Origin of the sequence: Mucilaginibacter segetis, from assembly GCF_016522075.1 — a bacterium.
Taxonomy (GTDB): domain Bacteria; phylum Bacteroidota; class Bacteroidia; order Sphingobacteriales; family Sphingobacteriaceae; genus Mucilaginibacter; species Mucilaginibacter segetis.
Genome location: NZ_JAEHFW010000002.1, coordinates 751,556 through 776,578 on the forward strand (window position 1 = coordinate 751,556; position 25,023 = coordinate 776,578).

The following is a 25,023-nucleotide window of genomic DNA, read 5'->3' on the forward strand; positions in this document are numbered from 1 at the left end:
TCAGTTTGACCACCGCAGGGAAAATTCGTGGATTACTGGCACTTCTATTCGTCAGTTTATTAATTACAGCAATAGTTGTTGAGAGAACCTACACACCTGCTAACAATTTGGCTCAATCGGCAGGATTATTAGAAAATAATCTGCATAAAAGTGAAGGTTATATTTATGATGTAATAAACAATAAAGCATCATTTAACGAAATTAAAAAACTCGACTCTAATAATGCCACGGCACTTAATTACATTGATGATTTTACTATAAAAAAAAGAATATGGATTGTTACTTATAAAAACAAACATGTTAATTTTTGGAGCGGCATCAAGTTTATTCCAGGTAATCCCGATAAAATAAAAGAAGGCTGTTCGTTTTTAAGTTTATCAAATGCTTATTATGAAGTAATAAAAAAAAGCGAGGGAGATTTTATTGCTATATTCTTTATACCTGTAAAAAACCATTTCGCTTTTCAGAATAAATATCTTCAAAATATTTTTACGCCAGAGTTAAGCCCTAACAATAATATTGAAATAGCCGATTTTACTGATAAAAATATTTACAGTATACACGATTTGAATGGCACTTATCTTTTTTCAGTTAAACTGATTAAAGACAGAGTAAACGTTCGGTTTTTTTATTTCGAGCTAACTGTTTGGTTGCTGGCAATATTATCATTATGCATACTTGTACATGTTATAATAACTTATTTAGCCAATAAGGGGCTGGTATACTTGGCTTTATTAACACTTGCAGTGTTTATAGTGGCATTCAGATACATTAATTTACATTACGACTGGCCGAATTTCACTCAACCTTTAAAACTTTTTAATCCCATTTTTTATGCCTCAAGCGCTGTATATCCTTCTCTTGGGGATTTCTGTTTAAACATATTATCAATTTGCTGGTTTGTTTCCTTTCTTTATACACAGCGTAATAAATTTATTAAAGCAACTCCGGGGAAAGTTGTCGGTTGGTTAATCTTTTTTGCTTGTTTAATTGGACTGTTTGTAGTTTCAACCAGCCTGCTTAACGTCTTTTATGGCTTGGTAGTTAATTCAAAGATCAGTTTTGATGTAAACAATATTCTTAACCTTACAGGCTTTAGTATGCTTGGGGTATTAATGCTCTGTTTTAGCTTTCTTATTTTTTTATTATTTAATGAAGTTGCTTTAACTATATGCTTTAAACTCCGGATACCGGCAATTACTCAATTAGCAATATTTACAGTTGTAGTTTTAGTAGTTACAGGTATTGTGGCCTACTATCAGGAGTTTACTATTTTTTACGTGCTTTGGGGGATATTGGTAATTATAAGAGGATGCGCGTATTTGTATTATGATAGAAAATATACAGCATTCTCATTTATAAGCATTGTATTACTGTGTGCGCTTATAACTTCCGTAAAATTGCACTATTTTCAGTCAGTACGAGAACGCGAAACACGTAAAGTGCTTATTCAAAGGTTGGAGATACCTGATGATGTTACTGCCGATGTTTTATTTAAAAGCATCGAAAAGAAAATAATCACCGATCCAAATATTTCGCAGTATTATAATAGTACTGATCGGGCGGCTGATTACTTAAAAATCAGGTTACAAAAGCTATATTTCGACCGTTACCTCTCTAAATACAATTTTCAGGTACATGCTTTTGACGAGTTTAACAATCCCATATCCGGCGATAAAAATTATTCGCTGGATGTATTTAAGGATATGGTACTCTATAGCTCAATTAAGGTTTCCAATTACTTTTATCGTGAAAATGAATCGTTTGGATTTCAAAGTTACTTTGCCATATTGCCGGTAATTGATAACCAAAAAAAGCTGGGCACTATAGTCATAGAGCTTAAATCTAAGCCGTTATTGTATACTGATACTTTTCCTGAGTTACTTATTGATGAAGATATAAAGCGCGAGGATGCCTTTAAAGATTACTCATATGCATTTTATACCGACGATAAGCTGGTTGGTCAAAGTGGTTCTTATGTTTACAAAATTATTAATAATGACTTTAGAGGGAAATTAAAAAAGTATGTTTTTACACGCACAAATGATGTTGTTAATTCCGGGCCGTTTCAAAGCTTTACAACTTATAGCCATTTATTATATAAGCCAAGTGAAAGGAATTTAATAGTTGTAACTAAGGAAAAAAACATTGTTTTAGATTATTTAACATCTCTTACCTTCTTTTTTGTGGTTTTGCTGGCATTTAGTGCGCTGGTGATTCTTATCAGATTGTTATGGATAAAGGTTAAGATATTTAATTTTAATAATAACCGTATCAACTGGAACTTTAAAATAGGATTTGATAAAATTCTGTATAAAACCCGTATCCAGTTTTCTATGATATTTGCGGTAGTTATAACTTTAATATTAGTTGGATTTATAACATTTATTTCCATAAGCACGCAATATCAGCAGCAACAGGATAATATTATCAGGTCAAAAATAATGCAGATTTCCGCAAAATTAGAAAATGGCCCAATAGATAATTACGTACAACACATTACCGAAGAAAGCCGGGTTGATTTTGACAAAATGGCCGATACGTATTCCGCCGATCTTACATTGTTTGATCTTCAAGGCATTCCGCTGATAACAACCCAGCCAAAAATTTACGAATATGGTTTGTTGGCAAGGCGTATGAATGCAAGAGCATATATTGCTTTAAATGATAAACAACAATCCGAATTTGTAAACGACGAACGTATTGGTGGTTTGAGTTATAAAGCTGCATATGCACCGTTGCGCAACTTAAAACATGAAACCATCGCCTACTTGCAATTACCTTATTTTGCTAACGCTGCAGATTATACAGAGCGTGTAGGGTCGTTGCTAAACATCATGATAAATGTATATGCGCTGGTTTTTATAGCCATAGGTTTATTTGCAGTGATAATTGCCAGGCAAATAACTGCGCCGTTAAATTTTATCCAGTATAATTTAAGCAAAACCATGTATGGCAAAAAGAATGAGCCTATAAAGTGGGAACGCGACGATGAAATTGGAGCACTGGTAAAAGAGTATAATAATATGATCGCAGCTCTTGAGAACAGCGCAAATAAATTAGCACAGTCTGAACGGGAAACGGCCTGGCGTGAGATGGCAAAGCAGGTAGCTCATGAAATTAAAAACCCTTTAACACCACTTAAGCTTGGACTGCAATTACTTGATAAATCATGGAAAGATAAAGATCCTAAATTTGATCAGAAATTCGAACGTTTTAGTAAATCTTTTGTAGAACAGATAGAGAGTCTTGCCTCTATAGCTTCTGAATTTTCGGCCTTTGCTAAAATGCCGGATACCCGGATAGAGAAAATTAACATATTTGAGATGCTTGGGCAGGCGGTAACTATTTTTAAGCACATGGATAATGTGAAGATCGCACTTAAAATGCCCGAAACGCCTTTTTATATTAGTGCAGACCGCGACCAGCTTTTAAGGTGCTTTAATAATTTATTAAAAAATGCTATTGAAGCTACCCCTCAGGAAAAACAATGTATTATTGAGATCAACTTTTTAGTTACCAGTAAAAACGTATTAGTAACTATAAAAGATAATGGTAATGGCATACCCGAAGGTACACGCGAAAAAATATTTGAACCTAACTTTACCACCAAAAGCTCCGGAACGGGTTTAGGGCTCGCGTTTGTCAAAAACTCTATTGAGAATGCCAATGGTAAAATATGGTTTGAGACCAGTACAGGAGTGGGCACAACATTCTATTTAAACTTTCCCGTCGCTGATGAAAATGCTTAGGCTATTATTTCAAGCGTATTGATGTTTTACCCATAGTGTATCCATCAGCATATAGTAAAATAGTGTATAACCCTTTCTGAAAAGGTGCCGGATTCACCCAATCTATAGTGTACATGCTTCCGTCGTCTCTAAAATCAATAGCGGTCTTATATGTCGATTGCAGGTCCTGGCCATCAGCCATAAAAATTCCACTATCATTTGGAATGATCAGATTACCGGTAGGATCTATTACCCTTACATAAATATCGTGCAATCCTTTTTCAGCAACGGAATTGCCGGCGATAGTAAAATTTATCTTTATCTTTTCAGTGGGATTTGCTCTACTTACTTCAACTTCTTTGCCGCTGTTTTTTATTTTATAAGCCACTACATTGGCAGTTCCAATCTTTAAGGCTGACGCTACTTTAACCTTATTATCCAATTCCTGGTTTTGCTGTTCAAGTGTACTGGCCTTTTCACTAACAGTAGCTAAGTTACTTTTTAAAGTATCACGTTCAGTAGAAAGACTTGCATTTTGCTTTTTAAGCTCTTCAATATCAGCAGTGTATTTGGTTACAAAATAACGCAGTTGCTTAATATCTTCCTGTGCCTTGGTAAGCTCTGCAAAGGTGAGCTTACCTTTAGCAAGTTCGCTTCTTAAAGCTTTTATTTTGGTTTTCAGCGAATCGTTTTGAGCTTGCATCTCAGCAGTCATTTTTTCGCGACCTGCGTTAACCTGTTCTATTTGCGCTTCCAGGCTGTCGAGTTCTGTTTGCAATCTGGTTTTTTCATCATTTTGATATACGATCTTTTCGTCTGATTTATTCTTTTGGGTATACAGATACACATCAGTACCCAAAAGGGCAATTACTACAGCAATAAGGAAGTAAATTACGTTTGAATTCTTTTTCGAGGATTGTTCCGTTGGGTTTTCCATAGTAATTAATATTAAACGCTTAAATATAGTTTAAACACGTTATTAAGCTAATATTTTAAATATATGTCTTATTGATCCCTTAATAAATATACGTAAAAAAATTATGGTAAAAACCGGTTTTATATTACAATATATCGCGGCAGGGGCTAAAAATAAGTACAATATGATTAAAACACAAAACGCCTGCAATTATTATGCTAATAATAAATTTGCTAAACAAGGAGTTTATATCTTTGCACCTTTAATTAAAAAAACCCGTTTAATGCAATTATATAAATACTATTCTATTCTTATATTTTGTTTGTTCGTATTTTCTGAAATAAATGCCCAGCCTTTAACTTCTGATGAAACTGTTAAAATTGAGCCTAAACGTGAGTTCAGAGGTGTTTGGATAGCTACGGTGGTAAATCTGGATTGGCCATCAGAAGCAGGTGAGCCTGTTTATAAGCAAAAAAAAGAATTGATAGATCAACTTAACTCCCATCAGCAAACTGGTATAAATGCCGTTATGCTACAAGTTAGGCCCGCTGCTGATGCTTTTTATGCCAAAAGCCGCGAACCCTGGTCAAAATATTTAACAGGAAAGCAAGGTCAGGCACCATCACCTGCCTATGATCCGCTGGAATTTGCCGTGGAGGAAGCTCATAAACGTGGTATGGAGCTCCATGCCTGGTTTAATCCTTACCGTGCTACGTTTGATAATAAGTTCTCCACTCTTAGCGCCGATCACATCACCCGCACAAAACCTGAATGGTTTTTTACTTACGGTGGTATAAAATTATTTAACCCCGGTTTGCCCGAGGTGCGTGAATATATTGTACAGGTAATTTTAGATGTTGTTAAAAATTATGATGTAGATGGTATTCACATGGATGACTATTTTTATCCATACCAGATTAGAGGGCAAAGCATTGATGATGCCGACGCATATGCAAAATATGGCGGCGATTATGATGATATTCGAGATTGGCGCAGGCATAATGTTGACCTGTTGATACATATGCTGGCTGATAGTATACATGCGTATAAACCCCGTATGAAATTTGGGGTGAGCCCTTTCGGCATTTGGGCAAATAAAAGTCAAAACCCGGAAGGGTCTGAAACCCGTGGAGGATCCTCCTATTACGAAAACTATGCAGATACCCGTAAATGGATAAAAGAGGGTTGGGTAGATTATATAAGTCCGCAAATTTATTGGCAAATAGGCTACCGTTTGGCCGCCTTTGAAAAATTGCTTGACTGGTGGAGCAACAATACCTACAATAGGCATTTATACATAGGGCAGGCAGCATACAGATACTATGAATCGCGAAGCCCGGCATTTAAAAACCCGTCGGAGATACCTGATCAAATAAGATTGATACGCGAAAACCCACGAGTTCAGGGTAGTATATTTTTCAGATCGCAAACATTGGTTAATAATGCTAATCATTTAGCCGATTCCCTTAAAACTGACTTTTACAGATATCCGGCACTCCCGCCACAAATGCTTTGGCTCGACTCTGTTCCTCCAATGCCTCCTATCAACTTTAATGCAAAAATTCAGGGAAAAGGCGTGTTGTTAAACTGGCAGGCACCCGTAATGGCTGCTGATAGTGAAACAGCCTACGGATATGTAATTTATCGTTTTGAAGTGCATGATGAATTTAATCTTGCCGACCCCAAAAATATATTGCATATACAATATGATAATGGCACCATATACCACGATACCAATGTTAGGCCCGGCAAAACATATTTTTATGTAATTACGGCTATTGACAGGTTAAAGAATGAGAGTGACCGATCAGCAACGCTTACAGTAACCATTCCTAAATCTTAGCAGCATCAGGCATAAAACCTGATGCAACAAGCTGCCGGAGATAGAGGTTTATTTCCATATCGCCCATGCCGTAAATTTTTTCTGTTTTCAAAAATGCATGGTAAATTTCGTTGTTTGTATGTGCGCCGTTAATATAAATGTCAAGTAACGTTTGCTGGATATAATTCAGTCCCTTCTCGTTAATCTGCAAACGCTTTAAATGGGCTGCCATGGCGGCCTTCAATAGGTGCATGTTTCCCCAAAAGGTAGTTTGAAGCAGCCATTTTTCTAATAGAATAGCATCACCACTAATATAAATACCCCAGGCTTCGGTAGCCAAAGTAAAATCGAATTCACCTAACTGTACCCTAATATTATCAAACAAATATTCCTGCTGTTCGCCATTTAATTCTCCTAAACCACGAAAATCTTCAACTCCCGGAAATTCATTGGGGCATATTAGGTAAACCCCAGGTGCCGATAAATTAGTTTGCTGACTGATGAGCATCATTGCCCCCAATAAGTTCACTTGACAATTCAGGTCATACTCGAACCATAAATTTATCTCCTGAAAGGGCTCATGCAGCTTTTCTAACTGCACTATCATATTGTTATGGTAATTCTGCGGCGTTTCTTTAAAAAAAGAACATATCCATTCTGATCGTTGCTGCCAAAAGTCTGCTGATGCTACGTTTTTTAATAGCGGACCTTCAGATAATATTTCCCGCCATACCAGCACATCGCCTTCAAGCCTGGTTTCTCTAAAGCCGTTGAGAGTGGCATCGCCATTAAGAATATGCAGAATATTACTCATTTAATAATGCTTTTAAACTTTCTAAAGTATCGGCTTCTTCTTTTGGTTTATCATGCCGCCAGCGTAATATACGCGGAAATCGTAAAGCTATCCCTGATTTATGGCGTGTTGAGCGGTTAATCCCTTCAAATCCTATTTCAAATACCAATTCGGGTTTAACGGTACGTACCGGGCCAAATTTTTCTAAGGTGTTACGTTTTACAAAATAGTCCACCTTGTTTATTTCCTGGTCGGTAAGGCCTGAATAAGCTTTGGCAAAAGGGACTAATTTATCACCGTCCCAAACGGCAAAGGTATAATCAGTATAAAGATCAGCACGACGTCCGTGCCCTTTTTGCGCATATATCATTACAGCATCTACTGATAGTGGATCTATTTTCCATTTCCACCAATCGCCGCGCCGGCGGCCCACCTGATAGGTAGCGTTTTTACGTTTCAGCATGATGCCCTCGGCCATCATTTCACGCGATTTTTCTCTTATTTTTTCCAAGTCTGCCCAGTTATCAAAATTGATAAGGGCTGATATGCGAAATACCTCGGGATAAGGTGTTTGGTCTTGGAGGTTTTCCAGGATAATGCGCCTTTCCGATTGTGTTTTTTCTCGGATGTCCTCACCTTCGTATTCCAAACAATCATAAGCGATCACCGCAACCGGGCTTTCAGTCAATATTTTTTTACTGAGATTTTTACGTCCGATACGTGTTTGCAATACATTGAAGGGCATTGGCGAACCATCTGTAAAGCTTAATAACTCCCCATCTAATACCGTTCCATCAGGCAGTGCATTTAAAAAAGGATGTAGTTCAGGAAATTTTTCGGTAGCCAGATCCTCACCGCGACTCCAGATAAAAATCTTGCCACCACGTTTTATCATTTGGGCGCGTATGCCATCCCATTTCCATTCCGCCTGCCATTCTTCGGCATTACCTAATGCTGTTTCTATTTCCACTGCCGTTTTTTGTTTGTTCGAAGTTCCCTGTATAGGGTAAGCTAAAAAGAAGGGATAAGGACGTGATATGTCATCTGCAGTAGTTTGCTCTTGCACAAGCTCATTGTAAGTATAATCTTCCGGCATCCAGCTACCCATTATACGATGTGTTAGTGTAGCTGCAGTGATTCCCGTAATTTCCGACAACGCTTTTATTACCAGGTTTTGTGATACGCCGACTCTAAAACTACCTGTAAGCAGTTTGTTGAAAACAAAGCGCTCCTGACGGTCTAACATAGCCCATGATGCCGTTAGCCATGATTTTTTTTCTTCCTCGTTTTTATCCGCAAGATCGTTTATTTCTGCTATCCATTCAGTAAGCGTTTTACTACTTGTTGTAGTTGTTTCCGGCATTAATAACGACATTGTTTCAGCAAGGTCACCTACTACATGATAGCTTTCTTCAAACAACCAAACCGGTATGTTCGATGCTTCTATAGCCCATGTGCGTATAAGGGTAGAGTTGATCTGCCTTTTGGGACGCCTGCCGGTAAACAAAGCCAGCATATGCATTTTATCGGTATCGGGTACATTTGTAAAGTAGCTTTTAAGCACCTTAACCTTTTCGTTGGTTTTGTTAGTTTCATCAAGGGAAAGAAATAGTTGTGCAAAAGCCCTCATAATTCGCCCCCCTCTAAATCTTTTGCGGTTTTTTTGATGTCTCGCTTCTCTGATGATTCTTGTTTGCGGGAAACGGCCACTTTTAGTAATTGTTTATCGGCAGTTTTTTCGGCGCTAACCTCGGTAAATGTTTCCGGTTGCAGTGTGTCTTCTTCTTCATTGCCATATAGGGTGTGCACTTCGTGCGCATCAAACCCTATTTCATTTAAATACCTGCTAAACGTGGCAGTATAGCCATGTGTTAAATAGACCTTTTCGCACCCGGTAGCATCAATTGCGCTAATTAATCCATCCCAATCGGCATGGTCCGACAATACGAAGCCCCTGTCGGCAGCTCTCCGGCGTTTAGCTCCTCGCAAAGCCATCCAACCGGAGCAATAGCCAAAGCTGTAAGGTTGAAATTTACGCATCCAAGGTGTACCAACAGATGAGGGTGGAGCTAATATTATACCATTACGAACGTCATCTTTGGAACTATCAGCTGTTATCCGCGTAGTTGGATGTAATTCTACGCCGTTTCGACGCAGGGCTTCGTTGGTGTTTTCTATAACTCCATGAGTAAAAACTTTGCCGTTTCCGAGATCAAGGTTTTGCAAAATACGTTGTGATTTGCCCAATGAATAACCCACCAATACGGTTGCAATGCCATTTTGTAAATTGCTGCGCCACCAATTATTTACTTCATCAAAGATCAGCTGCTGTGGTTTCCATTGGTAAACGGGCATACCAAATGTACATTCAGATATAAAATGGTGACATTTAACCGGTTCAAACGGAGTGGAAATGCCATCATCTTCGACTTTGTAATCTCCGGATACCACCCACACTTCGCCTTTGTAACTAACGCGCACTTGGGCGGATCCTATAACATGCCCGGCGGGAAAAAGAGAGATCTCCACCCCGTTTTTTATGATTTTTTCACCATAAGCAACTGTTTGCAGGTTAATATCACCCAATCGGTAAATAAGTACCTGTTTTGATAAATGATGCGCCAAATAATGCTTATGCCCCCAATAAGCGTGGTCGGCATGTGCATGGGTAATTACGGCATCATCCACTGGTTTCCACGGATCGATATAAAATTTACCTTGTTTACAGTAAATCCCTTTATCCGTAAACTCGAGCAGCGATATTTTTGGCATCTATAAATAACCTTATTGCAGCAGATTGGTTTTAAACAAAAAAAGACCGGTAGTCTTAGTTACCGGTCTTTCCATTTATCAGCATTATAATACTAACGCAAAGTTATTTTATTATCCAGTGTTATATAATCCGTGAGTATCTGTCCGGCTTCACGTTTTAAAAAGTCTAAATCTTCTCCTTTAGGAGGTTGTTCACCTTTCTTTAAAGCCGGCAAACCCAATGCTACTCTGCGTTCGTTTGTGCGCTCGAATAGTTTTTGCTCATCTTCATCGCGCTGTTTTTTTAATTGAGCTTCATTTAAGGTAATGCTTTTTTCAGCGTCATGTTTCTTTATATCAGCTATATCGCTAAGTAAATATTTATAGCTCGCACTATTATTCATGCGTTGTTCGTGAAGTTTGGTAAGCTCAGGAATTACAGTTGAAAGATCGGCTACTTTAGTATAATCTGTTTTAGCTATAACATCGTAAGGCATTGCGGATGGTTCTGTATCTTCACCGTATTTATCCAACGGAATAAGTGAAGGGAATGTAATATCAGGTAAAACACCTTTGTGTTGAGTTGATCCTCCGCTGATACGATAGAATTTTCCTATAGTAAGGTTTAGCTGGCCAAATGTGTTTTGGCTGCCTGTAGCCACAGTTTTAGTTTTACCGGCCAAACGTGCTATCCTGTCGCGCAGTGATGGATTGATCACTTCATCTAAATCTATTATACGCTGTACTGAGCCTTTGCCATAAGTTTGGGTGCCTATAATTAGACCCCGGCCATAATCCTGAATAGCACCTGCAAATATTTCAGATGCCGAAGCGCTAAAGCGGTCAACTAAAACCGCTAAAGGTCCGCTATAAGTTACCGAAGGGTCATCATCTTTTTCCACATCTACCTGGTTACGGGTATCTCTTACCTGAACAACTGGCCCCGTTTTAATAAACAAACCGGCTAACTCGGTAGCTTCCATTAAAGAACCGCCACCATTTTGCCTCAGATCCATAACTACGCCGTCAACATGCTCATTTTTTAATGAATCTAAAATGAGCTTTACATCCCGGGTGGTGCTTTTATAGTTAGGATTGCCGGATTTATAGTCGGCAAAATCAAGGTAAAAAGCGGGTAAATTAATAATGCCTATTTTAATGATCTTTCCGTTATCATTATAAGTTCGAATTTCTTTTTTTGCTGAAATATCCTGAAGTATTATTTTTTCGCGAACCATCTCAACTACCTTTGGCTTACGGGTAGTACCGCCACCTTTAGGTAATATTTGCAACCGAACTACTGTTCCCTTTTTACCTCTTATAAGCGCAATAGCATTCTCGATACGCCAGCCTACAATATCCTGAAACTCGCCCGTTTTACCTTGAGCTACACCAATGATCTGATCATCGACATTTATCTGTTTGCTTTTGTCAGCAGGCCCGCCCGGCACTACCGAAGTAACAGTAATATAATCGTTTTGTGATTGTAGCGTAGCACCGATGCCCTCTAATGAGCGCGAAATGTCAATATTAAAATTAGCTGCTGCAGATGGTATAAAATAATTAGTATGCGGGTCAATGGCTATGGTAAAAGCATCCATAAATGCCTGAAAGACATCCTGACTGGAAAGTTTGTTCGATTGAGATAGTATATTAGTATATCGTTTTTTAAGCAGTGCTTTATTTTCAGCAAGTGTTTTGCCGTTTAATTCAAGGTTAAGCAGATCATATTTTACACGTTGTGCCCATAGCTGATGCAATTCACCCTCTGAAGCTGGCCATGGTAGTTTTTCCCTGTCATAAGTAAAGGTTTCGTTTTTAGTAAAATCAAAATTATGGCCAAGTTGTGCTACTGCAAAATTTACATATTCATTATATCTTTTCAGGAATACATTAAAAATATAGAATACATTATTAAGGTTACCACTTTTTATATCATCATCCAGCACTGTTTTGTACTGGTCAAAATCCTTAATATCGGATGCCAGTAAATAACTATGATTGTCATCTATCTTTTTTAGATATTCATTATAGATGATGGTAGAGATCGAATCATTCAGATCAACCTTTTTGTAGTTATGCTCAGAAATAAGTTGTGCTACGGAGCGGCAAACAATACTTTGTTGCTCATCCGGCTGCAGATCATTATCACCCACTTTCCTTGCAGGTGCAGAAGGAGCCGCGTTACAGGCCAGTGCTGCAGCTACAATTAATAATAAATATAATCTCTTAAACATGTTTTTTACACTCCTTAAATTGGTATCTACGTAAAACATCAATACTTGTGTTTTTAATTTTCGCAATATAAAAAAAAGACAGCCTGTTAAGCCGTCTTTATATCATATCAATAACAATATTACAATAATGATCGGATTGTTTTATATTACAACAACCATTTTACGTAAATGTTACAATTTTAGTACTTTATAAAATTATTTTGTTTTGTCAGCAAATCCGACAGCATCGGCATAACGTAACTCTGATTTTGGAAGCCAGCTTTTGTTGCTTTTTAAATACTTTATTTTTTCATCTATCAGCTTAATATCATTTGTACGACCGGTTGATGTGGCTATTCCCCGTGCCTCTGACAGATCCTGCTGCGCTTGAACAAGATCGCCCAGATCTGCTTTTACCATAGCCAGATTTATAAGGCTATTAATAGTGTGCTGATGATCGAACGTGTTTTTAGAGAGCATAATGCTTTGCAAATAATACCATTTAGCCTCTGATAAGCGATTTTCAAGAACGTAAAGTTTCGCCAACTCACTAAAATCATAACTGGCTGAGCCAAATTCGCGATAGCGCATATTGTGCTTTGCCGAATTCATGGCTATGTGTTCGGAGATTTTAATACTGTAAATACTCCGTGGCATTTTAAGCGGATTTATATCTGCTTTGATAAATTTGCCTACAGGATCATATTGCAGCGAATTGTCTTTTATCTGGGTTATTGCTGGAAGCCTTTCATGCTTTCTAAAACGGAGGCGCCACCACTGAGCCGATGCCGAGAGGTTTAAAGCGCATAGAATGATTATAAAAATATATCTCATTTAATATTTCGCCCGGGTATAGTTAAATTAACTGGTATGCAAATATAATAGATATTTATGTGATATACAATATTTTGGAATGGTGGAGAATGTAAAAATCAGACGCATTTGGACGTGCGAATGTAAACCAATGCGATAGAAGCAGTAAAAATATAGCGTTATTTATCATTCAAACTATTTTTTATATATAATAGGTTTTATTTCAGGCGTCTTCTGAGAATGAATCATCCACTAATATATTTTGCCCGAATTTTTGGGATACCGTAGTGTTTTCTTTCCCGTTAATGCTGATCACTAACGAATTATCAAAAGTTATTATTTCAACAAGCTTTATGGGAGTGCCTATGCCAATGTCAAGTTTTAGCAGATATTGTAAAAAATCACTATTAGTATCACGAACGGCAGCAACCCTGCAAATTGTGCTTGGTTTTAATTCAGCTAATGTTAATGAATAAGGTTTAGCCATTTTGCCGTTAGCTTGGGGAATAGGGTCGCCGTGGGGATCGTATTCCGGAAAGCCTAAAAATTTATCCAGGCGGTCTGCCAGTGTACTGTCTTTAATATGTTCAAGCTCTTCGGCTATATCGTGTATCTCGTCCCAGTCATATCCCAATTTTTCCAGCAAAAAGACCTCCCACAAGCGGTGGCGGCGTACTATTAGTGCGGCATCTTTTAACCCGATAACGGTTAACTCAACTCCTTTTTTCTTGTCGTAAGTAATTAACGTCTTATCGCTAAGCTTACGTATCATATCAACTACTGATGCCGGATTATTGCCCAGCATGTCGGCTATTGCAGTCGGAGTTATCTTTCGCACCTTGTCCAGGTAAAGGCGATAAATACATTTCAGGTAATTTTCTTCGGAAAGGGTATGTATCATAAATAGAGGCTTATGCAAACATAAACAAAAATGTATGGTTGTAAATAAAATTAGCCAAGACTAATTTTATTTTTTATATTAATAAAATAAAATTTATATGTTTGTTAAAACATGCGTATAATAACTACTTTAATGTATTTGCTTTTTGGCCCGATTGTATTCGCTCAAAATATCAGTATAATCGGGACAGTTAGCTCTGATAATATAACACTCTCCAATGTTTCAGTTAGTTTGATAGGAACTCAAACAGGAACAACTACAAATGGTAAGGGTTATTATCAAATATCGGATTTAAAGCCGGGTACTTACAAGGTGGAGTTTACCTGTGTCGGCTATCAAACAGAAAAAATAACGGTTGTATTTTCTAATATGCTATTGGTGGTAGATATTAATCTGAAAACAAGTAATTCAAAACTAAATGAAGTAGTAGTAACAGGGGTATCGCATGCTACAGAGTTGCGCAGTAATCCGGTACCAATAGCTGTAATAACAAAAACCGAGATAGAAAAAAACATTAATAATAACATAATTGATGCTATTACTAAAGGTGTAACCGGTGTAACAGCGGTAACTACCGGCCCCAATATTTCTAAACCTTTTATACGTGGTTTAGGCTATAATCGTGTGCTTACCTTATATGATGGCATAAGGCAGGAAGGACAGCAATGGGGCGATGAACATGGCATAGAGATAGACCAATATGGCATAAGTCGCGCGGAAGTTATAAAGGGGCCTGCGAGTTTAACATACGGTTCGGATGCATTGGCCGGAGTTATCAACCTGATACCCTATATACCTAAGGGTGCTGAAGGTAAACTTAATGGCGACTGGATAAATGACTATCATACTAACAATGGGATGTTTGGTTCATCTGTTGGACTATGGTACCGTAAAAACACATGGAAATACGCTTTTAGGGCCACGGGTAAATTGGCGCGTGATTATCAGAACAGGGTGGATGGCTTGGTATATAATTCCGCCTTCCGGGAGTACATAATATCGGGAATAATACGCACAGATAAGAAGTGGGGGTACTCACAAATAGCTGCCACTGTATATAACAATCAGCAGGAAATACCCGACGGGAGCCGCGATTCCCTTAGCCGCAAATTTACACGCCAAATAGCTGAAGGTGCTAATGATGATATTAAAAGCCGTCCAGTTGTGCCTGATGATGTTTTACACTCCTACCATATCAGTCCGCTGCATCAACATATACAACATTTTCGTTTATATAATAAAACCGAGTTAAAAATCGGCGACGGATTTATAGATGCTGCTTTGGGTGCACAGCAAAGTGTACGGCAGGAATATAATCACCCCACTTTACCGCGGCAGGCAGGTTTATATGTTACACTTAATACCTTGAATTACGATTTGCGATACAGCCCTCCTGTAATTGCAGGATTAGAAACCTCCTTTGGAGTAAACGGAATTTATCAAACCAACCACAGTAAAGCTGCAACAGATTTTCCCATTCCCGATTATGATCTGTTTGATGCAGGCGCATTTGTGTTCGCTAAAAAGTCAATAGGTAAGACGGCTATATCCGGTGGAGTAAGATATGATACAAGGCATATTAGCTGGAATGATTTTTTTGTAGGGCCGAACAATGCAAGCGGTTTTGAACAACAGGTGAACGAGAGTGCAACCGGTGCAAAATTGCAATTTCCGTTTTTCGACCATCATTACCATGGCATATCAGGCAGTTTGGGTGTAACTTGCAATATCAACGATAGGCTATTACTAAAAGCTAACATTGCACGTGGTTATCGTGCTCCAAATATTACGGAAATTGGCAGTAACGGGCTCGATCCCGGGGCGCATATTGTTTATCTCGGTAACCGCAATTTTGTACCTGAATTTAACCTGCAGGAAGATTTAGGTTTTATTGCTTATCTGAAAGATATTGATATTATACTGGAGTTATTTAACAACCAGTTACAGAATTATATTTATCAGGCCCGGCTGGATGATGATAATGGCAACCCGGTGATTATAGTTCCCGGCAATGCTACTTATCAATACCAGCAATCAAGAGCGAGGTTATATGGTTTTGAGGCAACCATTAACTTGCATCCCCATAATTTAAAATGGATCAATTTGAATAATAGCGTAGTTTATGTGACCGGGATTAATGAAAATCAGCAATTAATAGCTCAATCAAACGGTGCGGCAAAATATCTGCCGTTTATTCCGCCCCTGCATATTCGTTCACAAGTTGTATTAAAAATACCCGGAAGTCTTGATGTATTTTCAAAAGTCAGCCTACAGGCCGAAGTAGATACTTATGCAGCGCAGAATCGTTTCTACGCGTTAAACAATACCGAAACCTCTACTCCCGGCTATACCCTTATTAATTGTGGTATAAATGCAACACTTACTAAAAAAAGCGGCAAAACCATCTGCGAGCTTTTTATCCAGGCCGATAATTTATTTAATGTGGCGTATCAGTCTAACCTTAGCAGGTTAAAGTATTTTGAATACTATAAAAGCTCCCCCAACGGCTATTCAGGAATATATAATATTGGCCGTAATCTTAGTTTTAAGGTTATTGTTCCGTTTTAAATTATTGCACCTTTTTAAAATCGTAAGGGGTATATTCCACAAAATCCGCCACCTTTACTCTTACTCCGGTAACCTTACCGTTTTGTACAGTGAACGGAAAAACCGCTTTACCATAAACCGGGTCAGAGAAGGTTACATAAAAGCGATTGCCACCAAGCGGTTGTAATTTAGCAAACATGCGCGGGTGGTGTTCAAATCGTATTTCAAGATCATTCTGTTCTCCTTGAGTAATAGTTAAATTTCCGTACAGATCATTAATATATTTACCGGTGTACATGCCTGAGGGCAAAGCCGGCTGGGGATTGGACGCAACTGTATCCCGGAGTTTTTTATCTGCCTGCATTTCGTTATTGGCATTTGCTTTAAAATAGCTTAAATAAGTATCGCTGTAATTGCGGTATTTTAATTTAAAATAAGCATCCAGAATTTCCCAGCGTAAGGCCTCATACAAAGCATTTTGATCAGTATTTGTTAATATGATAATACCCAGATGCTCTTTGGGTACCAGCGTAACTGATGATACATAACCGTTAACGCCACCATCGTGCATTACTAACCTATGCCCCGAGTAGTCCTGCAAAAACCAACCCAGACCGTATAATTCATAATTGGTCTCGCCGTTTAAGTGCCCTACGCTGCCCACTATATCCTGAGGTTCACGGGTAGCAGATATGGCTTCTGCCGGAATTACCTGTCTGGTACCCACTTTGCCATTATTTAATAAAGCCAGCACCCATTTACTCATGTCATTAACCGATGAACTTATTGATCCTGCAGGCGCGAGTCCGTCGATATTACAATAAGGTATAGCAGTAAGGCGGCCATTTACAAGGGTATGCGGCACCGTACGGTTAATTGATTTAGGCATATCGGCGGTTAACGCAAGTGTGTTCCCCATTCCTAATGGAGCAAAAATGTGAAGCTTTAAATATTGCTCCCATGTTTGATCGGTAACCTTCGGGATGATTTGCCCGGCGGTTAAAAATGCAGAATTGGTATATCCCCATTTTGTACGGAATGGGTACACCGCTTTTACTTTCGCCATTTTTTCTATGATCTGCTGGCGGGTAAGGTCGGTATTATAAAATGTAAAATCACCCTGAAAAGTTTGGAAGCCTAACCGGTGGCAAAGCAGATCCCTGATGATGGCTTGTTCCCCGGCTAATTTATTATCTAACTTAAATTCAGGTAAATATTTAGTTACCTTATCATCAAGCGATAGTTTTCCCTCGGCTTGCAGCATGGCCAGTGCAGTAGCTGTAAATGCTTTAGTATTGCTGCCAATCATGAATAGTGTATTTTCGTCCACCTTATTCTGAATGCCCAGCTCTTTTATACCGTAGCCCTTCATCATCACCACTTTATTATCTTTTACTATACACACCGCGGCACCGGGAATGCGCCAGTTGGTGAGCGCGCGGTTGATATAATTATCCAGGCTATCGGTAATGAATTTACTCCGATCAATTTGTTGGGCTTTTACATTAAAACCTATAATAAAGCTTAAAAAAATCAATGTAATCTTTTTCATATCGGGATGATTTATTTTAAAATGCTAATTTAACGCAAAATTTATGGCAGCGTTATTTATTAAAAAATTAGCGTACAAACAAATTAAACATTCATGAACATGAAAATTTACCGTTCGGGGTTATTATCCCTGATATTATTATTCCTGCTGTTTGCCTCAAAGGCAGTATTTGCGCAAATACCATCAACGCATTGGGCAGCAGATGGCTATCAGTATTACAGGACACAGGGTGGCGAAATTGTAATATTGGATACCCGTGATGCAACTAAAAAAACCGTATTACTTAGCACCGAAATGCTTACCCCTGCAGGACAAAAACCATTAGCTGTACGCAATTTTTATCTTTCAGCCAATGGGCAAAAGGTTTTGCTATATACCAATGCCAAAAAAGTTTGGCGCTATGCTACCCGGGGCGATTATTGGGTGTATGATATGGGTACCAAAAAGCTCACCAAATTAGGTAGCGGTTTGCCTGAATCATCACTGATGTTCGCAAAGTTCTCGCCAGATGGAAGTAAAGTAGCATATGTGAGCGGGCATAATATTTATGTACAAACTTTGGCAGGCAACACTATAAAACAACTAACAACAGATGGTACAGATAAGATCATAAACGGTACGTTCGATTGGGCTTACGAAGAAGAGTTTTTCTGTCGTGACGGATTCCGCTGGAGCCCGGATAGTAAGCAGATAGCTTACTGGCAAATTGATGCCAGTAACACCAAAAACTATCTGATGCTCAACACAACAGATTCTATTTATCCCTTTGTTAAGCCCGTAGAGTATCCAGTAGCAGGAGAGAAGCCATCGCCTTACAAAATAGGGGTAATTAGTGCCGATGGCGGTAATATCACCTGGATGACAGGTATTCCTGACGACCCAAAGTTGGGATCATATGTACCAAGAATGGAATGGGCGGATAATAATAAGGAACTGATCATTCAGCACTTGAACAGGGCGCAAAATGAAACTGATGTAATGATTTGTGATGTAGTGAGCGGTAAATCTAAAAGTATTTATCATGAATCTGACCCTGCCTGGATAGATATTTTACCCGAATGGGAAGAGCATTATTATTATGGAGGATGGGATTGGTTTAAAAAAGGTGCTGATTTTTTGTGGGCAAGCGAAAAGGACGGATGGCGTCATTTGTATCGTATTAGCCGCGATGGCAAGAAACAAACATTGATCACCAAAGGCGACTATGATGTAATGCAAATTAACGCAGTTGATGAAAAATCCGGCTATGTTTATTTCTCAGCCTCTCCGGATAATGCCACTCAAAAATATCTGTATCGCACCAAACTTGATGGTAGCGGAAAGGCTGAGCGTATAACGCCAATGAACGAACCGGGCACACATGATTATGATGTGTCGCCAAACGGAAATGCGGCAATGCACTCTTTCTCAAACTACTATACACCCCGGGTAAGTGAAGTGGTTTCCTTACCGGAGCATAAAGCGTTCAATGGCGATGATAAAGTGGCTACATCAATTTTAGCCGAGAATAAGGCTAAATCGAATGTGGAGTTTTTTAAGGTGAAAACCGAGGAAGGTGTAGAGATGGACGGCTGGATGCAAAAACCCGACAATTTTGATCCGTCGAAAAAATATCCTGTTGTGTTATATGTTTACGGAGAACCTTGGGGCCAAAACGTAAAAGACGAATACGGTACAAGTTATAATTTCCTGTATGCAGGTGACATGGCAAAAGATGGTTACATCTACATGTCTATCGATAATCGCGGAACTCCGGTGCCTAAAGGTCGCGAATGGCGCAAATCGATATATAAAGGAATAGGAACACTAAATATCCGCGATCTGGCACTTGGAACAAAAGAAATGTTGAAAAGGCCATATATGGATACTTCAAGGGTTGCCGTATGGGGATGGAGCGGAGGTGGATCATCAACACTTAACCTGATGTTCCAATACCCGCAGATATTTAAAACCGGAATAGCCATTGCTGCGGTGGGCAATCAATTATCATATGATAATATTTATCAGGAACGTTACACAGGCGTTCCAATTGATGAGGCAAGTCGGGAGGTATATTTAAAAGGATCACCTATTACATACGCTAAAAATTTACAGGGTAACTTGCTTTATATACACGGTACCGGTGATGATAACGTACATTATCAGAACGCGGAATTGCTGATAAACCAGTTGGTTAAATATAATAGACAATTCCAGTTAATGATATATCCTAACCGTACGCATAGTATATCCGAAGGTGCCGGAACAACAACCCATTTAAGAACATTATATACACAGTATTTACGAGAGCATTGTACTCCGGGAGCAAAATAGAAAAGTGCTCTTAAATAGAAAGCCCTTGATTTCGATCAAGGGCTTTCTATTTTTAATTTATAATTAGTTAATAAGCGTCATCACTGGCCTCTTCGTTATTATTCCTGTAATTGTCAATATCGTTTGATCTTGCAGATTGACGATGAGAGTTTTCAGTTTCAAAATCAGTTTTACGGCCCAGCATAGTAAAGTTTTCGGCAACCACTTCAGTAGTGTATTTTTTTATACCTTCTTTATCTTCAAAAGAACGGGTGCGCAATTTTCCTTCAATATAAACCAGTTTGCCTTTTTGTAAAAATTTGGCAGCCACATCCGCAAGACCTCGCCACATAACAATGTTATGCCACTCGGTTTGTTCAACTTTGCGTCCATCTTTATTAAACGTTTCAGAAGTAGCTAAAGGGAAACTCGCCACAGCTACGCCACCATCTAAATGCCGCATTTCAGGATCTTTCCCCAGATGACCTACCAGTATTACTTTATTAATTCCAGCCATGCCATAAAATAACGGAGAATTATTTAGAAATTAAAAAATTTTTTTATAAATATAAAAATGCTTCTCGGTAGCGCTAATTTATCCAGATTATTAACATCTGTATAAAACCATCCTTTTTGTAAGTTTTCAGGAAAATCCCTCAATTCAATAAATCTTATATATAAATGCTGATGGGTGAGTACGTGTTTAATTATAGTAGTATGACCTTTAATGGCCATTTTATCCCCTAATTGTTGTAGTTGTGGTAACTTTACAAGTTCATCAATTTCAAGTAGCGTATTTGTTTCCACCAATGGCATTTCGTACATATTTGCCCATATATCATTTTCACCGCGTTTATTCATTAATATTTTTTCGCCATCTGTTATTAACAGATAGTTAAAAAAGCGTTCTCGTATCTTAACTTTTTTAAGCTTCACGGGTAAATATTTAATGGCATTTGTTTTAAAGGCTACGCAATCAAGTCTTAATACGCAGGTTCCACATGCAGGATTTTTTGGCTTGCAAATTATAGCGCCAAACTCCATTATAGCCTGGTTGTGTGTAGCGGGGTCATTGAGGTCAAGCAACTCATCTGCTATATTCTGAAATATTTTTTTTCCTTTAGTTGAGTTAATCGGCTCATCTATGCCCAAATAGCGGGCTAAAACACGACTTACATTGCCATCCACTACCGCACGAGTTTCATTGGCCGCAAATGACGATATTGCTGCAGCGGTGTATTCTCCTATCCCTTTTAACTTTATCAGGTCGTCATATTTAACCGGAAAAACCCCATTATACTGATCCTGTATAAGTTGAGCTGTTTTAAGCATGTTTCGTCCGCGAGAGTAATAACCCAATCCCTGCCATAAATTCAATATTTCATCCTCGCGGGCATTAGCGAAACTGCTTATGTCCGGGAAGCGCTCTAAAAAGCGATAAAAATAAGGCAACCCTTGTTCAACTCTGGTTTGCTGTAAAATTATTTCTGATAACCATATAATATAAGCATCAGTGGTATTGCGCCATGGCAGTTCGCGTTTATTATCATTATACCAGCTGATAATTTGTTCCGAAAAATTCATTTAATGCAAATTAACATTATATAATATCTGTATCATAATACAGACCTATAAATGAAGTTTTTAGCGTGTGTCAAAAAAAAAATATTAATTATTTTAAAGTATCGCATTAAAGCAATACTTTTGCAACCCCAAAAGAGTTAAGTATTTATATATTAAAATAAAAGAAAACAGGATATGACCAAGGCAGAAATTATAGCTGAAATCTCATCTAAGACAGGTATCGAAAAAGTTGACGTACAAGAAACAGTTGAGGCGTTTTTTAAAGTGGTTAAAAGTTCAATGGTTGGCGGCGAAAACGTATATGTAAGAGGTTTCGGAAGCTTTGTAGTAAAGAAAAGGGCTAAAAAAACTGCTCGTAATATTTCAAAAAATACTGCCATAATTATCCCGGAGCATTTTGTACCAAGCTTTAAACCTGCTAAAACCTTTGTTGAAAAGGTACGTACAGGTAATAAAACAGCTAAAGCAAGCAAATAACTATGAGGAAGAAACAAATAGTTGTAAGTGTAATAGTAATTGCTGTTATGGGCTATTTGTATTCTTTACCTGTGAAAGGGCTTGTAAAGCCGCCTGAAGCCGCCGGTACTAATGAGGCTGCTTCTGCCGAAAAACCAGCGGCTAATATTACTCAGGCGACGGTATCAACATCGGCAAAAAAGCTTATTGATCCAAGCATTGCTCAAAAAATAGATGGGCTGGAAAGTAAATTAGGGGGTTCGAATGAAGCAGAGAAAGCTGATTTGCAGCGAACTTTAGCTACCGAATGGGATAATGTTGGCCAGCCGGCACCTGCAGCTTTTTACTATCTGGCACTTGCTAAACAAAATAACACAATGGCGGATTGGTTAAATGCGGGTAACCGTTTTAATGAAGCCTACAAAGTAACTCAGGATGCATCTGAGCAATCAGCTTTTACTGCTAATGCAGTTGAGGCGTTTGAAAATGCTGCAAAATTACAACCGGATAACCTGGAGGCGAAAACAGGTTTAGGTACAGCCTATGTAAACGGCGGTGCTACACCAATGCAGGGCATTGCGCTTTTGCTGGAAGTAGTGAAAAAGGACCCGAATAATTGGAATGCAAATCTTAACCTGGGTTTGTTCTCTATGAAATCAGGTCAGTTTGAAAAAGCTGTACAACGGTTTAAAACACTTATTTCACAGAAAGAGGCGGTTGAACCATACTTTTATCTGGCCGAAAGCTATAAACAGCTGGGGCAAAAGAAAGAAGCTATCGCAGCTTATGAAAGATGTAAACAACTAATGGGCGATCCTGTTGCAGGGCAGCGCATAGATGAATACATAAAGGAATTAAAAAAATAAAGTAACACTTAAAAATTATTATTATGCCGAGCGGTAAAAAACGTAAGAGACACAAAATGGCTACCCATAAACGTAAAAAACGTTTAAGAAAAAACAGACATAAGAAGAAATAAGCTGCTATATAGCGGCTTATGCCTGCTTGTAGCAGGTTGGTTTATGTGTGTATTTTTACTCACTTATTAACATGCGGCATATAAATGTATGCCGTTTTAAGAAATGGAGTAGCAGTTGATAAAAGAATTAATTATCGATTCATCCCCCAACGGGGCTACCATTGCATTATTACAGGACAAACAACTTGTAGAACTCCACAAAGAGCAAATCACCAATAATTATACCGTTGGGGATATTTATCTGGGGCGCATAAAAAAAATTATGCCCAGTTTAAATGCTGCGTTTGTGGATGTTGGTTATGAGAAAGATGCCTTTTTGCATTACCTTGATTTGGGGCCACAGGTACAAAGCCTGCTTAAGCTTACCAAACAAGTACGTAGCGGGGGATACCAATCAAAGCTTTTAAATAATTTTAAGCTTGATGCTGATATAAACAAGGGAGGCAAAATCTCCGATGTTTTATCAAAGGGTTGGCTTGTGCCTGTACAAATAGCTAAGGAACCTATATCTACAAAAGGTCCGAGGCTTAGTTCCGATCTTTCAATAGCGGGTCGCTATGTGGTGCTGGTACCTTTTTCTGAGGTGATATCTATCTCAAAAAAGATAAAAAGCAATACTGAGCGCAACCGTTTACGCAAAGTAGTAGAAAGCATAAAACCTAAACACTTCGGCGTAATTATACGTACGGTATCCGAAGGTAAAGGCGTAACCGAACTGCAAAAGGACTTGCTTGATCTGATATCAAAATGGGAAACCTTTGTGACCAAACTGCACGGTACTGAACCATCAAGGAAGGTATTAGGTGAAATTGGCCGTACGTCAACTATTTTAAGAGATATATTAAGTCCGGATTTTCAACATATTTATGTGAATGAAAGCAGCATGTATGAGGAAATAAAATCTTACATACATGAGATATCTCCTGAGATGGAAAACATAGTTCGGCTGCATAAGCATAAGGAGCCTTTGTTTGAACATTATGGTGTAGATAAACAAATTAAAGGGGCTTTCGGCAAAACGGTAAATCTTGCAGGCGGCGCTTATTTAGTTATTGAACATACGGAAGCCCTACATGTTATTGATGTAAACAGTGGTAACCGTACCGCCAGCAAGGAAAATCAGGAAGAAAATGCTTTTCAGGTAAACAAAGAGGCTGCACGAGAAATTGCACGTCAGCTGCGCCTGCGCGATATGGGTGGTATTGTGGTGGTTGATTTTATTGACATGCACAAGCCCACTAACCGTAAAGAACTTTTTGATTATTTGAAAATAGAGATGGCGCATGACAGGGCCAAGCATACTATTTTGCCTCCAAGTAAATTTGGTTTGGTGCAAATTACCCGCCAGCGTGTGCGCCCTGAAATGAATATTGTTACCACCGAGGTTTGCCCAACCTGTAAAGGCACCGGTACAATAAGGCCAACCATTTTGCTGTTAGATGATATTGAAAATAATTTCAATTATATTCTGGAAGAGCAAAACGAGAAAAATATTACGCTTTGTGTACACCCATACATCGAAGCATACATTAAAAAGGGCATATTTAATCGCCAGTTTAAATGGTACTTTAAATATAACCAATGGATAAAGGTCAAAAGCAACCCCGCTTACCAGATCACCGAATTCCACTTCTTTTCCGCTAAGGACGAGGAAATAAAGTTATAGAAGT

Annotated in this window: 17 protein-coding genes; 7 read left to right on the plus strand and 10 right to left on the minus strand. The window is 38.5% G+C overall.

The features are described 5' to 3' along the window. Nucleotides 1-5 precede the first annotated feature (5 nt). Entirely contained in the window at nt 6-3,752 is a 3,747-nt protein-coding gene (locus I5M19_RS13055; RefSeq protein ID WP_200066772.1) for an ATP-binding protein, read from the plus strand. Nucleotides 3,753-3,756: 4 nt separating this feature from the next. On the opposite strand, the gene I5M19_RS13060 is transcribed toward I5M19_RS13055, so the two are convergent. Further along, nucleotides 3,757-4,668: a coiled-coil domain-containing protein gene (locus tag I5M19_RS13060; RefSeq protein WP_200066773.1), complete on the minus strand. Its 912-nt coding sequence runs from the start codon at nt 4,666-4,668 to the stop codon at nt 3,757-3,759. Nucleotides 4,669-4,930: 262 nt separating this feature from the next. On the opposite strand from I5M19_RS13060, the gene I5M19_RS13065 reads away from it, so the two are divergent. Further along, entirely contained in the window at nt 4,931-6,490 is a 1,560-nt protein-coding gene (locus I5M19_RS13065; protein WP_200066774.1) for a glycoside hydrolase family 10 protein, read from the plus strand. Here the strand turns inward: I5M19_RS13065 and I5M19_RS13070 are convergent. The 6 genes from I5M19_RS13070 to I5M19_RS13095 all read right to left on the minus strand — a co-directional run bounded on the left by I5M19_RS13070 (nt 6,480) and on the right by I5M19_RS13095 (nt 13,943). Next, nucleotides 6,480-7,283 (minus strand): DUF1835 domain-containing protein, encoded by an 804-nt coding sequence (locus I5M19_RS13070; RefSeq protein WP_200066775.1) that lies wholly within the window; start codon nt 7,281-7,283, stop codon nt 6,480-6,482. The two genes, I5M19_RS13065 and I5M19_RS13070, sit on opposite strands and share 11 nt — an antisense overlap. After that, nucleotides 7,276-8,892, minus strand: coding sequence for an ATP-dependent DNA ligase (locus tag I5M19_RS13075; RefSeq protein WP_200066776.1), 1,617 nt, complete (start codon nt 8,890-8,892; stop codon nt 7,276-7,278). Before I5M19_RS13075 ends, I5M19_RS13070 begins: the two co-directional genes overlap by 8 nt. Then, nucleotides 8,889-10,034 (minus strand): ligase-associated DNA damage response exonuclease, encoded by a 1,146-nt coding sequence (locus I5M19_RS13080; protein ID WP_200066777.1) that lies wholly within the window; start codon nt 10,032-10,034, stop codon nt 8,889-8,891. The genes I5M19_RS13075 and I5M19_RS13080 overlap by 4 nt, the downstream gene beginning before the upstream one ends. Before the next feature lie 92 nt (nt 10,035-10,126). After that, nucleotides 10,127-12,250 (minus strand): carboxy terminal-processing peptidase, encoded by a 2,124-nt coding sequence (locus I5M19_RS13085; protein WP_200066778.1) that lies wholly within the window; start codon nt 12,248-12,250, stop codon nt 10,127-10,129. Nucleotides 12,251-12,445: 195 nt separating this feature from the next. Further along, nucleotides 12,446-13,063 carry a hypothetical protein gene (locus I5M19_RS13090; RefSeq protein WP_200066779.1) on the minus strand — a complete coding sequence of 206 codons (618 nt, stop codon included), beginning with the start codon at nt 13,061-13,063 and terminating at the stop codon, nt 12,446-12,448. Between the two features lie 202 nt (nt 13,064-13,265). Further along, a complete protein-coding gene (locus I5M19_RS13095) occupies nt 13,266-13,943 on the minus strand; it encodes a metal-dependent transcriptional regulator (protein WP_200066780.1) in 678 nt (225 codons plus the stop codon). A 111-nt stretch (nt 13,944-14,054) separates the two neighbouring features. On the opposite strand from I5M19_RS13095, the gene I5M19_RS13100 reads away from it, so the two are divergent. Then, nucleotides 14,055-16,511, plus strand: coding sequence for a TonB-dependent receptor (locus I5M19_RS13100; protein ID WP_200066781.1), 2,457 nt, complete (start codon nt 14,055-14,057; stop codon nt 16,509-16,511). Nucleotide 16,512: 1 nt separating this feature from the next. Here the strand turns inward: I5M19_RS13100 and I5M19_RS13105 are convergent, their stop codons facing one another. Further along, nucleotides 16,513-18,042, minus strand: a complete 1,530-nt coding sequence (locus I5M19_RS13105) for a serine hydrolase (protein WP_200066782.1) — start codon at nt 18,040-18,042, stop codon at nt 16,513-16,515. 93 nt (nt 18,043-18,135) lie between these two features. Between I5M19_RS13105 and I5M19_RS13110 the strand changes: the two genes are divergently transcribed. Then, nucleotides 18,136-20,355 (plus strand): S9 family peptidase, encoded by a 2,220-nt coding sequence (locus tag I5M19_RS13110; protein ID WP_200066783.1) that lies wholly within the window; start codon nt 18,136-18,138, stop codon nt 20,353-20,355. 67 nt (nt 20,356-20,422) lie between these two features. Here the strand turns inward: I5M19_RS13110 and I5M19_RS13115 are convergent, their stop codons facing one another. Together I5M19_RS13115 and mutY are read right to left on the minus strand one after the other, a co-directional pair. Then, a complete protein-coding gene (locus tag I5M19_RS13115; protein ID WP_200066784.1) occupies nt 20,423-20,851 on the minus strand; it encodes a single-stranded DNA-binding protein in 429 nt (142 codons plus the stop codon). 23 nt (nt 20,852-20,874) lie between these two features. Next, nucleotides 20,875-21,918, minus strand: a complete 1,044-nt coding sequence (gene mutY, locus I5M19_RS13120; RefSeq protein WP_200066785.1) for an A/G-specific adenine glycosylase — start codon at nt 21,916-21,918, stop codon at nt 20,875-20,877. Nucleotides 21,919-22,092: 174 nt separating this feature from the next. Here mutY and I5M19_RS13125 point away from each other — a divergent pair, with 174 nt between their 5' ends. The 3 genes from I5M19_RS13125 to I5M19_RS13135 all read left to right on the plus strand — a co-directional run bounded on the left by I5M19_RS13125 (nt 22,093) and on the right by I5M19_RS13135 (nt 25,019). Then, the gene (locus tag I5M19_RS13125; RefSeq protein WP_138806273.1) at nt 22,093-22,395 is read left to right on the plus strand and encodes an HU family DNA-binding protein; all 303 of its coding nucleotides are present in this window, start codon (nt 22,093-22,095) and stop codon (nt 22,393-22,395) included. 2 nt (nt 22,396-22,397) lie between these two features. Beyond that, nucleotides 22,398-23,240: a tetratricopeptide repeat protein gene (locus I5M19_RS13130; protein WP_200066786.1), complete on the plus strand. Its 843-nt coding sequence runs from the start codon at nt 22,398-22,400 to the stop codon at nt 23,238-23,240. 228 nt (nt 23,241-23,468) lie between these two features. Beyond that, nucleotides 23,469-25,019 (plus strand): Rne/Rng family ribonuclease, encoded by a 1,551-nt coding sequence (locus tag I5M19_RS13135; protein ID WP_200066787.1) that lies wholly within the window; start codon nt 23,469-23,471, stop codon nt 25,017-25,019. Nucleotides 25,020-25,023 lie beyond the last annotated feature (4 nt).